Source organism: Nocardia heshunensis (assembly GCF_054782115.1).
Window position 1 is genome coordinate 1 of record NZ_BAAGTC010000005.1, and the last position, 12,795, is coordinate 12,795.

Below are 12,795 nucleotides of genomic sequence, written 5' to 3' on the forward strand. Positions count from 1 at the left end.
CCCACTAAGCCGACCACAACCGCCCGAGCGGCTTGACAGCATCATTGAGACTCCTTTCGGGAAACCGCTGCTCGCGGACGCGAGAACGGTGGTAGGGGAAGGGATTTCGGGTGGATTCAGGCGGCGCGGAAGGCGCCGGCGGGGTCGAGCGCCTCGACGCGCCCGCTGCCGATGTCGTACACCCAGCCGTGCAGCGCGAGAGCGTCCCGCGTCAGCGCCCGCGCCACCGCCGGATGGGTGGCGAGGTTGGCCAGCTGCGCCACCACATTGTGGCGAACCAGCGCCGATATCGCTGCGGCACCGGTGATCTCGGGATCGATGCGGGCCTTCGCGGCGTCGGCGTGGGAGAGCCAGTCGGCCACCGCGGGCATCTCCGAGAGGTCCTGGCCCTGTGCCAGCGCGGTCATCGCGCCGCAGCCGCTGTGCCCGCACACCACTATGTCGGTGACGCCGAGCACGCTCACCGCGTACTCGACGCTGGCCACGACGCCGTTCGCCGCACCCCGCGTGTACGGCGGGACGAGATTGCCGGCAGTGCGGATGACGAAGAGTTCTCCCGCCTCCGCGGAGGTGATGAGTTCCGGCACCACCCGGGCGTCGGAGCAGCCGATGAATAGTGCCCCGGGCCGATGGTCGTCGGCGAGCCGGGCGAACAGTCCGGCCTTGGCCGGAAACACCTCGCGCTGGAACCGCCCGAGACCATCCGTGAGGTTCGGCATGGGAACTCCTCTCCGATCGTTTCGGCCCACTTGGACCGGCGAGTTCCACACTGCCTGAACTGGCACTATAGTGTCCAAGTCGTAGTATCGATCAGATCTATTGCCCTCATCTATAGTTGGCCTGTGACACCAGAACTCCGGCACCTGCGCTACCTGCTGGCCGTGGCCGAGCACGGCAACTTCACCCGGGCCGCCGAGGATCTGCACGTCTCGCAGCCGACGCTGTCGCAGCAGATCCGCCAGCTCGAGCGACTGATCGGGGTACCGCTACTGGACCGCACCGGCCGGTCGGTCCGCCTCACCGACGCCGGGGCCGTCTACGCCGAGCACGCGCGCCGAGCACTGCGGGAACTGACCGCCGCCGACCTCGCCGTCCACGACGTGGAGGACCTCACCCGGGGCCGATTGCGGCTCGCGGTGACCCCGACCTTCACCGCCTACCTGGTCGGCCCGCTCATCGCCGAATTCCGTGCGGTACATCCCGGCATCACCCTGCACGTGCTCGAAACCGCCCAGGACGCCATGGAATCCGCGCTGCTCGCCGATGAGATCGACCTCGGTATCGCCTTCGCCGACGCCCCGATCCCCGGCCTCGACACCACCGCGCTGTTCGAGGAGGACCTGAGTCTGGTGGTGGGCGAACACAATCCGCTGACGGGCGAGCAGCAGCCGCTGCCGATCGCCGAGCTCGCCAACCAGGAACTCGCGCTACTCAGCCGCGACTTCGCCACCCGCGGCCACATCGACGACTACCTCGCCACACACGGCGTGACACCCCGGATCGCCGTGGAGGCCAACGCCATTCCCTCGGTCCTCGAGATCGTGCGCCACACCACCCTGGCCACCGTGCTGCCCCCGGCCATCGCGCACGCCCAGCCGGGACTGGGCACCGTCGTCCTGGACCCGCCGATGCCGACGCGAACCGTCGCCCTGCTCCGCCGCGAGCACGCCTATCGTTCCGCCGCCGCCCGCGCCTTCACGCACCTGTCCGGACAGTGGGTCCGAGCCCATCTCCCGCCCCCGCGAATTCCGGAGCGGAAAACCGAAACCCGACCCTGAGCAGCCGATACCCGTTCCACCCCATGGCGACCGCCCGGTCTGCGGCCGAAGGTATTCCGCACCGATCCGATCGCCAGGGAGCCGCCATGAATCCACCGCAGTATCCACCGCTGATCGAGCTGCCGTCCGGACGTTTCCATCCCGGCGGATTCGGCGCGCGGGCGGCGGCGCGGGTACTCGACGCGATTGTCGTCGCCATTCCGGTCGCCATTCTGGCCGCGTTCATCATCGACGGTTCGGCCGCCGACTCCACCTATTCCACCGACGATTCCGCCTCCGGAATCGCCGCAACTCTCCTCATTCTCGCGCTCGCCGTCGCATTGAGCGGACTCTACGAAATCGCTTTCGTGGCAGCGAGTGGCACCACCCTCGGAAAACGAGTCCTCGGATTGCGAGTAGTCAACGCGGACACTTCTTCTCCACCCCGCGACGGCACCGGCACGGGCCCCGCCTTCACCCGCTGGGCCGCCCTCGTCATCCCAGGTTTGCTGACCGCTGGCCTGTGGACCCTGCTGTGCGCCGGTTCCTGCACCCGCAGCGGCCCCGGCCGCCAGGGCTGGCACGACCGAGCCGCCCTCACCTATGTAATCGCCGAACGATAGCGGCCGCACGGCGTTCTATTGACACCTCATTTGCGCCCACACCCCCCGGCACAGTGCGCAATAATCCCGTGGACACCGAGATTTGTTGTCGTGCAGTCGCGCACGCGCAGGGGGCCGGTGACGGGGGGAATCCGGTGGCGGTCAGCTCAATTCGTCCCACGCACCATCGAGGTGGCGCGTGGTCGATTCATCTGTACAGAAAGTGATAGCGCAAGTGCAGGAATCTCAGTTCGCCAATATCGAACGTCCGCCGGTGTTTCCCGTGTGCCTCGTCGTCGATGTCTCGGGGTCGATGTCCGGGCGGCCGATCGACGCGGTGAATCAGGCCTTGCCCGAGATGCAGCGGGCGATCCTCGACGATCCGTCCACCGGTGAGATCGCGCGGATCGCGGTGGTCACCTTCGACACCAATGCCTATCTGGCACTGCCGCTCTCGGACATGCACGAGACCGCGCTGCCGGTGCTCACCACCGGTGGGCTGACCAATTTCCAGGATGCGTTCCGCAAGGCGCGCGAAGCGATCGAGGGCGGGATTCGCGGGCTGGGCACGGGCACCCGGTTCTATCGGCCGGTGGTGTTCTTCCTCAGCGACGGCGGCAATACCGGGCCGGACTGGCAGCCGGAGTGGTACGAGCTGACCCGCCGGGACAACAAGTACGGCGCGGAGATCGTGAGCTTCGGGATGGGCGACGCGGATCGGCACGCCATCAGCCAGGTGTCGACGGGGCACGCGTTCTACGCCGTCGACACCGATCCGGCGAATGCGGTGCGCGACATCCTCAAAACGGTGGTGAACAGCATCCGCTCCACCTCTCGCTCCTTCAGCTCGGCCACCCCGACCCTGGTGGTCCAACCCACCACCGGCCTGACCCCGCTGCCCATGGACGTGGTCAACTGATGGCGAATGTGGGCAAGCGCCTGTTGAATTGGGGCCGATCGACACCCGCCGAGACCGACCCGCTCGAACCCGGCACCGGATACCCGGCGGATCCGGCGGACTACCCGACCGACCCGGTCCATCCTCTGGCACCCGAGGCCGCCTATCCGGTGTCCCCGGCGTACTCCGAAACGGGTTGGGGCCCTGCTGCTCCCGCGAACGACGCCTACTGGGAACCCCGCGCTCCCGGCTACCCGGCCGCGCCTCTCGCACAGCACGCGCCCGAGCCGCGGCACGCTTCCCCGCCCGCCGACCCCTTCTCCCAGCACGACGAATTGCCCACCACCGCACCGGTGATCGGCGATCGGATCGTGGCGCAGCCCCTGCCGAGCCTGGCCGGACTTCCGCACGCCCTGCCCACCCTGCGCGCCGACGGCGGCCGTCTGGGCGACCGCTGGGTGGCGGCGGCGAGCGTCGCCGGGCTGACCCATCAGGCCGAAGGGTCGACGGCGCAGGACGCCTACTGTTTCATGCTCGCCCACGACGGTTCGGCGCTGATCCTGGCCGTCTGCGACGGCCTGGGCCACTACGGGCGCACTTCGCAGGTCGGCGCCGAACTGCTGGCCCGGCTGTGCTGCGCCAGCGCCGCGCGCATCACCCGCAGCGACGCGATCGCCTACGGCACCGAGGTCCTCGCGCACGCGATCGAGCAGGCGAATGCCGAACTGCTGCACATCCAGCAGACCAACCTGCCCGCCTGGACCCCGTCCGAACTGCACAGCACCTTGCTGCTGTGCCGCCTGCCGCTGACCCCGGACGCCGGACCCGCCCTGTTCGCCCGCGCCGGGGACACCGTCGCGTTCCTGCTGCGAGATGCGGTCTACTCCACCGTCTTTCCCCCGGCGAGCGACGCCGGGCCGACCAATATCGTCACCGGCCCCCTCCCGCATCCCAACCCACGTGAGGTGCTCGAACTGACCGCGGCCGAACTCGACACGGGCGCACTGATTCTCGCCACCGACGGCCTGGCCAACGACATCTTCGATTCCCCCGCCACCCGCGACTGGCTGGCCGAGCGCTGGGCGGTCCCGTGCGGCCCGCACCGCATGCTCGACGCCCTGCGCTACCGACGCCAGACCTCCCACGACGACCGCACCGCGGTGGTGGCCTGGCTGCACCCGCTCACCCGTGAGGTGGATGATGCCCTCGATCACCGGTGAATCCGGTGCGGCCTACACGGTCGAGGACGATCCGGTCAACAGCGACGGCGGGCAGTCGGTGCTCTACCGTTGCCGCGACAGCGCCGAGACCGCCCGCATCTACAAGAAGTACAACAAGCCGCTGACCGATCTGGCCGCCATCGGCTGGGTGACCGACGCGGCCCGCCGCGGCCGCGAGGTGGTGCCCGCCGCCGAGGCCGGCCCGGGTCTGGCCGCGACGGCGGAGAGTTCGGTCAACTGGCCGATCGACGTGATACGCCAGGGCAATACGGCCGTCGGTGTGGTGCTGCCGATGATCCCGGCGGAATTCTTGCTGCCGGGCGGCAAGCCGCGCAGCGCCGAGTACCTGTTCATCGCCGCGACCAATCCGCCCGGTGCCGCGGTGCGGGTCGGCGTGCTCGTGCGGGTGTGCGATCTGTTCGCGGTGCTGCACGATCAGCGGCTCGTGCACGGCGACATCTCGCCGAAGAACCTGGTGTGGAGCGATCACGGCCCGCACGCCTATCTGATCGACTGCGACGGCCTGCGCCCGTTCCGCTCCACCGCCCACCGCGGCGTCGCCACCCCCAACTGGCACGATCCGCGGCTCGCGGCGGGCACGATCGTGGCCCACGACGAGTACAGCGACCGCTACGGTCTGGCCCTGCTCATGTACCGGGGCCTGTTCCGCAACCCCGGACTGCCCGTGGTGACGGCGGGAAACACCATGTCCGCCACCGGAATCCCGGACGGTACCGACCCTCGGCTGCGCGCCCTGTTCGATCGCGTCTTCACCGACGCGACCGCCGCCGACGCCCGGCCCACCCCGCAGGAATGGCGTTCCGCGCTCACCGCGGTGTTCTTCAGCGCCGACGGGACCGCTTACCGCAGAAGAGCTCTCGACATTCTGGACCGGCATGCCGAGCGGGTCGCCCCGACCCGCTCGCACCGCACCGCCGCCGCGACCGGCGCCACCGCCACCGTCACGACCTCACCCAGCACGACCCGCACCGTCCTCGCCGCTACCGTCCGTGCCGGCCAGCGCGTCCCCACGGCCCACACGGTCACCGCGCCAACGCAATCCGGCCCGGTTCGCAACACTCCGATCCCGACCGCGCCGCCACCTCGCAACCTCTCCCCCACCGCCGTAGTGCTCTCCGTGGCGCTGGGGATCGTGGTCCTGATCGTGGTCATGGCCGTCGTCGTCACCGGCTCCCACAACACGGCCGCGACCACTCCCACCAGCACCCGGTACCAGACCTCCACCACCGCAACGACATCCGCCGCCACGAGTGCCGCCGCCACGCAGGCACGAGCCGTATCGAATCTGCTCGACCGCTCCGCCACCAGCCGCGGCGTGGTGGCCCAGGCGGTCCAGGACGTGCTGGCCTGCCGCGATGTCGCCGCGCAGGCGGGCGCCATCGGTTCCGCGGAAACGTCCCGGAAAGCCCAGTACGACTCCGCCTTCGACCTGGACGTCTCCGCGCTGCCCGGCGGCACCGGGTTGAAGAACGATCTGCTCGACGCCCTACGCAACTCGTATCTGGCCGACGGCTCGTACGCCAGTTGGGCGTATTCGGTTCCCAGCTCGTGCCGCTCGGCGCCGCAGACCGCCGACTACGGCACCGCCAACGGCTACTCCGCGCAGGCCACCACCGCCAAACGCGCGTTCGTCGCCGAATGGAACCCGGTCGCCGCCGCCTACGGCCTACCCTCCCGGGTCGAGGGCGATATCTGAATCAGGCTCAGCGTCAGCTGATCACGAAGCCGGGCGGTCAGCGCTGGCTGGCGTCCGGGAGGCGGGCGGGTTGGGGGCCGTCGGGGTAGGTGGCGAGTTCGAAGTGCCACCACTCGTTGTCGTACATGCGGCACAGGCCCCAATGGTCGCCGTTGTCCTCGAGCCATTGCGCGCCCTCGCGGGGACCGACATCGATGGCTTGGCCGGTGACGTGGGTGGATTCGTTCGGGGGCAGCACCCAGCGGCGGGCCGCTTCGGGGCTGCCGTAGGTCTGGATTCCGTCCTCCCACAGGGCTTCCTGCTCCGCCCAGGTGCGGTAGCCGGAGGTGATCCACAGCGAGACCCCGGCGGCGTTCGCCGCGGCGGCGGCCGCGTTGTAGGCCGCCGCCAAACCGGGGTCGAGGCCCTCCGTGGTCCCGGCGATGAACGTGGGCATGCCCCGGTGCGCGAGAGGCGAGGTGGCCTGGCCCGGGGCCGACGAAATGCCCTGGGCCGCAGCGGAAGCCGGTCGCAGCCCGCCCAGGCCGACGACCAGCCCGGCACCGGCCGCCAGGGCGGCGAGGGCGGTGCGGCGCGAGCACCGGCAGCCACCCGCCACCGGTGCTTCCTCCGGGCTGTTCATCCGCATCGATCCGCCTCTCGTACTTCGGAATTCCGACGGGTCACGGAATCAGACGCGTTCCTTGGACCGCTCGCGCACGCGCAGCGCGATCGGCTTGGAGGTCTCGGCGAAGAAGTCGTTGCCCTTGTCGTCGACGACGATGAAGGCAGGGAAGTCCTCGACCTCGATCTTCCAGACGGCTTCCATGCCGAGTTCGGGGTATTCCAGGACCTCGACGGACTTGATGCAGTCCAGCGCGAGACGCGCGGCCGGGCCGCCGATCGAGCCGAGGTAGAAGCCGCCGTGCTCCTTGCACGCCTTGGTGACCTGCGCGGAGCGGTTGCCCTTGGCCAGCATGACGTGCGAGCCGCCCGCGGCCTGGAACTGGTCGACGTAGGAGTCCATGCGACCGGCGGTGGTCGGGCCGAAGGAACCCGAGGCGTAGCCGTCGGGGGTCTTGGCCGGGCCCGCGTAGTAGACGGCCATGTCGCGCATGTACTCCGGCATCGGCTCGCCGGCGTCGAGGCGCTCCTTGATCTTGGCGTGCGCGATGTCACGCGCCACCACCAGCGGACCGGTCAGCGACAGCCGGGTCTTCACCGGGTACTTCGAGAGCTCCTCGCGGATCTCCGCCATCGGCCGGTTCAGGTCGATCTTGACGACGTCACCGCCGAGGATCGAGTCGGTCTGCTCCGGAAGGTAGTGCGCCGGTTCACGTTCCAGCTGCTCGAGGAAGACGCCCTCGGGGGTGATCTTGGCCAGCGCCTGGCGGTCCGCCGAGCAGGACACCGCGATGGCGACCGGCAGCGACGCACCGTGGCGCGGCAGGCGGATCACGCGCACGTCGTGGCAGAAGTACTTGCCGCCGAACTGCGCGCCGATGCCGAAGGACTGGGTCAGCTTGAAGACCTGCTCCTCGAGCTCGAGGTCGCGGAAGCCGTGCGCGGCCATCGAACCCTCGGTCGGCATGTTGTCGAGGTAGTGCGCCGAGGCGTACTTGGCCGTCTTCAAAGCGAATTCGGCCGAGGTGCCGCCGATCACGACCGCCAGGTGGTACGGCGGGCAGGCCGCAGTGCCCAGCGAACGGATCTTCTCGTCCAGGAACTCCAGCATGCGATCCGGATTCAGGATCGCCTTGGTCTCCTGGTACAGGAACGACTTGTTGGCCGAGCCGCCACCCTTGGCCATGTAGAGGAACTTGTAGGACGGCTGCGCGGGATCGCCCGGCTGCGAGTACAACTCGACCTGCGCGGGCAGATTGCTGCCGGTGTTCTTCTCGTCCCACATATTGATGGGCGCGAGCTGCGAGTAGCGCAGGTTCAGCTTGGTGTAGGCGTCGAACACACCACGCGAAATCCATTCCGCGTCATCGGCTCCGGTGAGCACGCCCTCGGACTTCTTGCCCATCACGATGGCGGTACCGGTGTCCTGGCACATGGGCAGGATGCCGCCCGCGGAGATATTGACGTTCTTGAGCAGATCCAGCGCCACGAAGCGGTCGTTACCGCTGGACTCCGGATCGTCGATGATCTTGCGCAGCTGCGCGAGATGCGCGGGCCGCAGGTAGTGGCTGATGTCGTGCATCGCCTCCGCGGTCAGCATCCGCAGCACCTCGGGCTCGACCTGCAGGAAGGTCCGCCCACCCGCCTCGAACGTGCTCACACCCTCGGTGGTGAGCAGCCGATACGGCGTCTCGTCCTTACCGATGGGCAGCAAATCCGAGTACAGAAAATCAGGCGCGGTCACGAATCGCACTCCTCGAGCAGGGCTGGGGCTGGTCAGCCGACGGTTCAAGCAGACCGACTGTACCGACCCACTCGCGCGGCCCGATGAGCGGCAGCCGGATCGCCGCGGCGCCGCCGGCCCTGCCCGGGGAAATTTGCGATTGCATTTGCACACACGGAATTCGTTGTGACGGACACCACCGACTGTCAGACTCGGGTGTGTGGCTTATCCGCAAGAGGGTCGGCGAGGCACGCTCGGTCCGAGGGGACAGCATCAAACCGCAAGTAATCCAAGGGCTTTGCAGGCGATCCTCGGCTCCCGATTACGGAGTCTGCGGCGCGCCCGGGGGCTGACGCAGAGCCAGGCGGCCGGGCGGCTCGGACACCACGCCTCCAAGATCAGTCGGCTCGAGACCGGCTGCGGCGGTTGCCGACAGGAGGATCTGCGGGCGCTGCTCGATCTCTACGAGGTGGCCGATGCCGAACAGGGACGGTACCTGACCTGGGCGCGGCGGGCGGGGCACGCATGGTGGCCCGACGACAGCGAGGGCCGCGGGGACAGTTCCTCGCTCGATGCCCTGCTCGACCTCGCACCGGTGCAGCGCATCCGCACCTACGAACAGTCCGTGGTGCCCGAACTGCTGCAGACGCCCGACTATGCCCGCGCGGTCCTGCATCTGGTGCACCCGACCCGGCCCACCGAGGTCATCGAGCGCATGCTCGCGACCCTGCTGCAACGCCAGGCGATCCTGTGGCAGGACAACCCGCCGGTGCTGTGGATGCACGTCGAACTCACCGCGCTGCGCCGCCGCATCGGTGGAGAAGCGGTGTGGGACAACCAGATCGAGCATCTGGAACGGGCCGCCCGGCGCGCCCGCATCACCCTGCAGATCGTCGACGACAGTCTGCACGAACCGGCCCGGCTCGGGCACGGGTTCACCTCGCTGCGCTTCGCCGACCCTCGCCTGCCCGATCTGGTGTGCATCCGCCAGCTGACCGGCGTGGTCTGCCTCGACGACGCGGGTCATACCGACGAGTACCTGCAGGCGCTGGATCGCTTGTCGAGCACCGCAACCCACCGCGGCGAAACCCTCGAGCGGCTCGCGGCCCTGCGGGATTGAACCGAGATGACCGACAGGCCGCCGCGGACGGGTACAGGTTGCACCTTCAACCGGGCGGGTGTTACCTGTGCATGATGCGCTTGCTCGCGGCGGGGAGGAAATAGCATGAGTGCGGAACCCGGGAGTGGAACTGTGGCCGAAACCCGTTGGCTCGACGATGTCGAAATGCGCGCGTGGCTGGGGTACGTGTTCACCCGAGACCTGATTGCCGCTGCCGTCGGGCGGGATTCGCTGCGGGTATCCAATCTGACGTATGTGGAGTACACGGTGCTGGCCCGGCTCGCCGACGCCACCGACCACCGCCGCAGCTTCGCCGAACTCGCCGCCGTGCTGGAGTGGTCGCAGTCGCGGCTGTCGCATCAGATCACCCGGATGGAGAAGCGCGGACTGGTCGCCCGCGAGTCCATTCCCGACGACGCCCGCCGCACCGCCGCCGTCCTCACCGAAAAGGGCGCGCAGGTCCTCGATTCCGCCGCCCCCTCGCATGTCGAGAGTGTGCGTCGTCACATGGTGGATGTGCTGGATCGTGGCCAGCTCACCGCCCTCGCCGACATCTACGACACGCTGCTGGCCCACCATCGAAGACCGGAAACCCGCAACGAGCACACCTCTTGACGAAAAACCGGTCACCAGGGTTTTGTTTGGCGCGCATAGGGTACTGGGTAAGACTAGGCTCGGCAGCGGCTTCCGACGGCGGTCGGCACCGAGCACACGGCCGGTTACCCGGTCGGCGAAGTGAGCATCCCGACCTGGCCTTAGCGAAAGGGGCAGGAGTTTTCATGTCCGACGTGTCCATCGGTCTCTCGGCGGATTCACTGCCCGCGGGTCCCGTCGACAATCTGCTCCCGCAGCTTGTCGAACACCTGCGGCAGAACCGCACCGAATTGCGCGAGGAGTGGGCACGCCGCATTACCGATGCCCAGCTCCTCACCGCCATGACACCCGAGGAAATCTTCTCGGAGGCCACCTCCGTCTACGACAACTACGTCGAGGTGCTCGAGACCGGTAGCGTCGAAGCGCTGCAGGCCTACGCGCGCGATCTGTCCGAGCGCATCATCCCCAGAGGCGTCGAGACCGACGAGGTCGTCGGTATCGTGCTCCTGCTGCGAGACGTGCTGGCCCGCAGCCTCTTCGAGAAGTACCAGTCGGACTTCGAGCTGCTGAAGCTCGTGCTCGACGCCTACGAACCGGCCGCCAACCGCATCGCCAACACGGTGGCCGTGTCCTTCGTGCAGGAGCGCGAGCGCGTCATCCGCCAGCAGCAGGAGGCGATTCGCGAGCTGTCGACGCCTGTTCTGCAGGTGCGTGAGCAGCTGCTGATTCTGCCCATCATCGGTGTGCTGGACTCGCAGCGCGCCCGCCAGCTGACCGAGCAGTTGCTGCGTGCCATTCGCGCCAACCGCGCCAAGGTCGTCGTCATCGATATCACCGGTGTGCCCGCCATCGACTCCACCGTCGCCAACCACCTGGTGCAGACCGTCGACGCGTCCGGCCTGATGGGCGCGAATGTCATCATTACCGGCCTGTCGTCGGAAATCGCGCTTACCCTGGTCACCATCGGACTGGATCTGTCGAAGATGAATGCCGTCGGTGACCTCCAGGGTGGCATCGAAGAAGCGGAGCGTTTGCTCGGCTACGAGGTGTCGCGCGTCACCGATCGCGACGGACGGTAACCAGGGCGGGCAGATGCCGGTACCCATTCTCAAACAAGGCACCTATCTCATTGCGTCGGTGCAGTCAGCACTCACCGACGCCGATACCGAACGCCTGCAAGACGATCTGATGACCTACGTCAGCAGGTATCGGGCCCAGGGCATCATCGTCGATGTCACCGCAATCGACGTAATGGACTCCTTTGCCGCGAGATCGCTGCGTACCATCGCCCACATGACCAAGCTGCGAGGCGCGGAAACGGTCATCGTGGGCCTGCAGCCCGAAGTCGCCTTCGCCATGGTGCAATTGGGACTCACCTTCGAGGGCATGCACACCGCCCTGGACCTCGAAGAGGGACTTTCCTGGCTGGACAAGAAGATCCACAGTCGCAGCCAGAAGGACGGGCGCAGTCAAAAAGACGGTCGTGATCGTGGCCGCTGACGACGTGGTGATCGCGGTGAACGTGTCCAACGACATCGTGACCGCTCGGCAAGCGGGGCTGGAGTTGGCTGCCAAACTCGGCTTCTCGCTCTCCGATCGCACCATGATCGCGACGGCCATTTCCGAAGTGGCGCGCAATATCACGAGTTACGCGGGCACCGGGGAGATCCGCCTCGGCGTGCAGGACCGGGAGGCCCGGCGCTCGATGGTGGTGCAGGCCAAGGACAATGGGCCCGGCATTCCGGACATTCCACGCGCCATGGAGGACGGCTTCTCCACCGGACGCGGTCTGGGCCTGGGCCTTCCGGGCGCGCGTCGGCTGATGGACGGCATGGTCATCGAATCACAACCCGGGCACGGCACCCTCGTCGAAATGTGGAAGTGGGTGCCCACCGGTGCGTGAGGACGGTTTCATCGGCGTGGTCGAGTGGGCCGTCGCCGGGCGCGCACTACCGGGGCAACGAGTTTCAGGCGACCGGTCGGTTGTGCTCGACGCGGGCGGCGGCTCGGTGCTGTTCGCCGTGCTCGATGGGCTGGGTCACGGCGCGGCCGCCGCCGATGCCGCCGATCGGGCCGCGCAGGTGCTCGCCGAGAACCGCGCGGAGCCACTGGATGTGCTGTTGCTGCTGTGCCATCGCGCCATGTCCGATACCCGCGGCGCGGCGGTCTCGCTGGCGCTGTTCGACTCTCGCGACCGCGTGCATTGGCTCGGCGTCGGCAATGTCGAATCCCGCATTGTTGCAGCGGCTCCCGGCAAACCGGCCATTCGCGCCACCGCACTGTTGTCCGGCGGCATCGTCGGCTATCTGCTGCCCCCGAACCTGCAGCCACAGACCGTGCCGGTGCGTCCGGGCGATCTGTTGCTGATGACCACCGACGGCATCACCAGCGCCTTCGTCGACTCCATCGACCTGTCGAAGCCGACCGCGGAGATCACCGCCGACATCCTCGCGCGGCATGCCAAGGACACCGATGACGCGGTCGTGCTGGCCGCCCGCCATCGCGGGCATTCCCATTCCTCCCAACCCATTCCGGTCGTGAAACATGAGTGAGATCCCGGC

14 protein-coding genes are annotated in these 12,795 nt (G+C 68.1%); 11 read left to right on the forward strand and 3 right to left on the reverse strand.

Translation table 11 applies throughout. The annotated features are described in order from the left end of the window. Window positions 1-116: 116 nt before the first annotated feature. On the reverse strand, window positions 117-719 hold the full coding sequence (locus ACYVN4_RS18585; RefSeq protein WP_460722777.1) for a carbonic anhydrase: 603 nt from the start codon (window positions 717-719) through the stop codon (window positions 117-119). A 123-nt stretch (window positions 720-842) separates the two neighbouring features. Between ACYVN4_RS18585 and cynR the strand changes: the two genes are divergently transcribed. The 5 genes from cynR (at window position 843) to ACYVN4_RS18610 (ending at window position 6,194) form a co-directional block, all read left to right on the forward strand. Further along, entirely contained in the window at window positions 843-1,778 is a 936-nt protein-coding gene (gene cynR, locus ACYVN4_RS18590) for a transcriptional regulator CynR (protein ID WP_460722779.1), read from the forward strand. An 86-nt stretch (window positions 1,779-1,864) separates the two neighbouring features. Further along, the gene (locus ACYVN4_RS18595; protein ID WP_460722781.1) at window positions 1,865-2,380 is read left to right on the forward strand and encodes an RDD family protein; all 516 of its coding nucleotides are present in this window, start codon (window positions 1,865-1,867) and stop codon (window positions 2,378-2,380) included. A gap of 214 nt (window positions 2,381-2,594) precedes the next feature. Next, a complete protein-coding gene (locus ACYVN4_RS18600; protein ID WP_460722783.1) occupies window positions 2,595-3,278 on the forward strand; it encodes a vWA domain-containing protein in 684 nt (227 codons plus the stop codon). Next, window positions 3,278-4,477 carry a protein phosphatase 2C domain-containing protein gene (locus ACYVN4_RS18605; protein WP_460722785.1) on the forward strand — a complete coding sequence of 400 codons (1,200 nt, stop codon included), beginning with the start codon at window positions 3,278-3,280 and terminating at the stop codon, window positions 4,475-4,477. The genes ACYVN4_RS18600 and ACYVN4_RS18605 overlap by 1 nt, the downstream gene beginning before the upstream one ends. Beyond that, window positions 4,458-6,194, forward strand: a complete 1,737-nt coding sequence (locus tag ACYVN4_RS18610) for a hypothetical protein (RefSeq protein ID WP_460722787.1) — start codon at window positions 4,458-4,460, stop codon at window positions 6,192-6,194. The genes ACYVN4_RS18605 and ACYVN4_RS18610 overlap by 20 nt, the downstream gene beginning before the upstream one ends. 37 nt (window positions 6,195-6,231) lie before the next feature. Here the strand turns inward: ACYVN4_RS18610 and ACYVN4_RS18615 are convergent, their stop codons facing one another. Both ACYVN4_RS18615 and ACYVN4_RS18620 read right to left on the reverse strand, forming a co-directional pair. Then, window positions 6,232-6,816 carry a M15 family metallopeptidase gene (locus ACYVN4_RS18615; RefSeq protein ID WP_460724033.1) on the reverse strand — a complete coding sequence of 195 codons (585 nt, stop codon included), beginning with the start codon at window positions 6,814-6,816 and terminating at the stop codon, window positions 6,232-6,234. Between the two features lie 48 nt (window positions 6,817-6,864). Continuing rightward, window positions 6,865-8,541, reverse strand: coding sequence for a fumarate hydratase (locus tag ACYVN4_RS18620; RefSeq protein WP_460722789.1), 1,677 nt, complete (start codon window positions 8,539-8,541; stop codon window positions 6,865-6,867). Between the two features lie 277 nt (window positions 8,542-8,818). Between ACYVN4_RS18620 and ACYVN4_RS18625 the strand changes: the two genes are divergently transcribed. The 6 genes from ACYVN4_RS18625 (at window position 8,819) to ACYVN4_RS18650 (ending at window position 12,786) form a co-directional block, all read left to right on the forward strand. Further along, window positions 8,819-9,640, forward strand: a complete 822-nt coding sequence (locus ACYVN4_RS18625) for a helix-turn-helix domain-containing protein (RefSeq protein WP_460722791.1) — start codon at window positions 8,819-8,821, stop codon at window positions 9,638-9,640. Between the two features lie 105 nt (window positions 9,641-9,745). Beyond that, window positions 9,746-10,255 (forward strand): MarR family winged helix-turn-helix transcriptional regulator, encoded by a 510-nt coding sequence (locus ACYVN4_RS18630; RefSeq protein ID WP_460722793.1) that lies wholly within the window; start codon window positions 9,746-9,748, stop codon window positions 10,253-10,255. Window positions 10,256-10,419: 164 nt separating this feature from the next. Further along, window positions 10,420-11,313, forward strand: coding sequence for an STAS domain-containing protein (locus ACYVN4_RS18635; protein WP_033085408.1), 894 nt, complete (start codon window positions 10,420-10,422; stop codon window positions 11,311-11,313). 13 nt (window positions 11,314-11,326) lie between these two features. After that, window positions 11,327-11,734, forward strand: coding sequence for an STAS domain-containing protein (locus ACYVN4_RS18640; protein WP_460722796.1), 408 nt, complete (start codon window positions 11,327-11,329; stop codon window positions 11,732-11,734). After that, entirely contained in the window at window positions 11,724-12,137 is a 414-nt protein-coding gene (locus ACYVN4_RS18645; RefSeq protein WP_460722798.1) for an ATP-binding protein, read from the forward strand. The genes ACYVN4_RS18640 and ACYVN4_RS18645 overlap by 11 nt, the downstream gene beginning before the upstream one ends. Continuing rightward, window positions 12,130-12,786 carry a SpoIIE family protein phosphatase gene (locus ACYVN4_RS18650; protein ID WP_460722800.1) on the forward strand — a complete coding sequence of 219 codons (657 nt, stop codon included), beginning with the start codon at window positions 12,130-12,132 and terminating at the stop codon, window positions 12,784-12,786. The genes ACYVN4_RS18645 and ACYVN4_RS18650 overlap by 8 nt, the downstream gene beginning before the upstream one ends. Window positions 12,787-12,795 lie beyond the last annotated feature (9 nt).

Coding starts and splice junctions, on each gene's coding strand:
- ACYVN4_RS18585 (WP_460722777.1), bottom strand. CDS start 719: ATGCCGAACCTCACGGATGGTCTCGGGCGGTTCCAGCGCGAGGTGTTT.
- ACYVN4_RS18595 (WP_460722781.1), top strand. CDS start 1,865: ATGAATCCACCGCAGTATCCACCGCTGATCGAGCTGCCGTCCGGACGT.
- ACYVN4_RS18605 (WP_460722785.1), top strand. CDS start 3,278: ATGGCGAATGTGGGCAAGCGCCTGTTGAATTGGGGCCGATCGACACCC.
- ACYVN4_RS18610 (WP_460722787.1), top strand. CDS start 4,458: ATGCCCTCGATCACCGGTGAATCCGGTGCGGCCTACACGGTCGAGGAC.
- ACYVN4_RS18615 (WP_460724033.1), bottom strand. CDS start 6,816: ATGAACAGCCCGGAGGAAGCACCGGTGGCGGGTGGCTGCCGGTGCTCG.
- ACYVN4_RS18630 (WP_460722793.1), top strand. CDS start 9,746: ATGAGTGCGGAACCCGGGAGTGGAACTGTGGCCGAAACCCGTTGGCTC.
- ACYVN4_RS18635 (WP_033085408.1), top strand. CDS start 10,420: ATGTCCGACGTGTCCATCGGTCTCTCGGCGGATTCACTGCCCGCGGGT.
- ACYVN4_RS18640 (WP_460722796.1), top strand. CDS start 11,327: ATGCCGGTACCCATTCTCAAACAAGGCACCTATCTCATTGCGTCGGTG.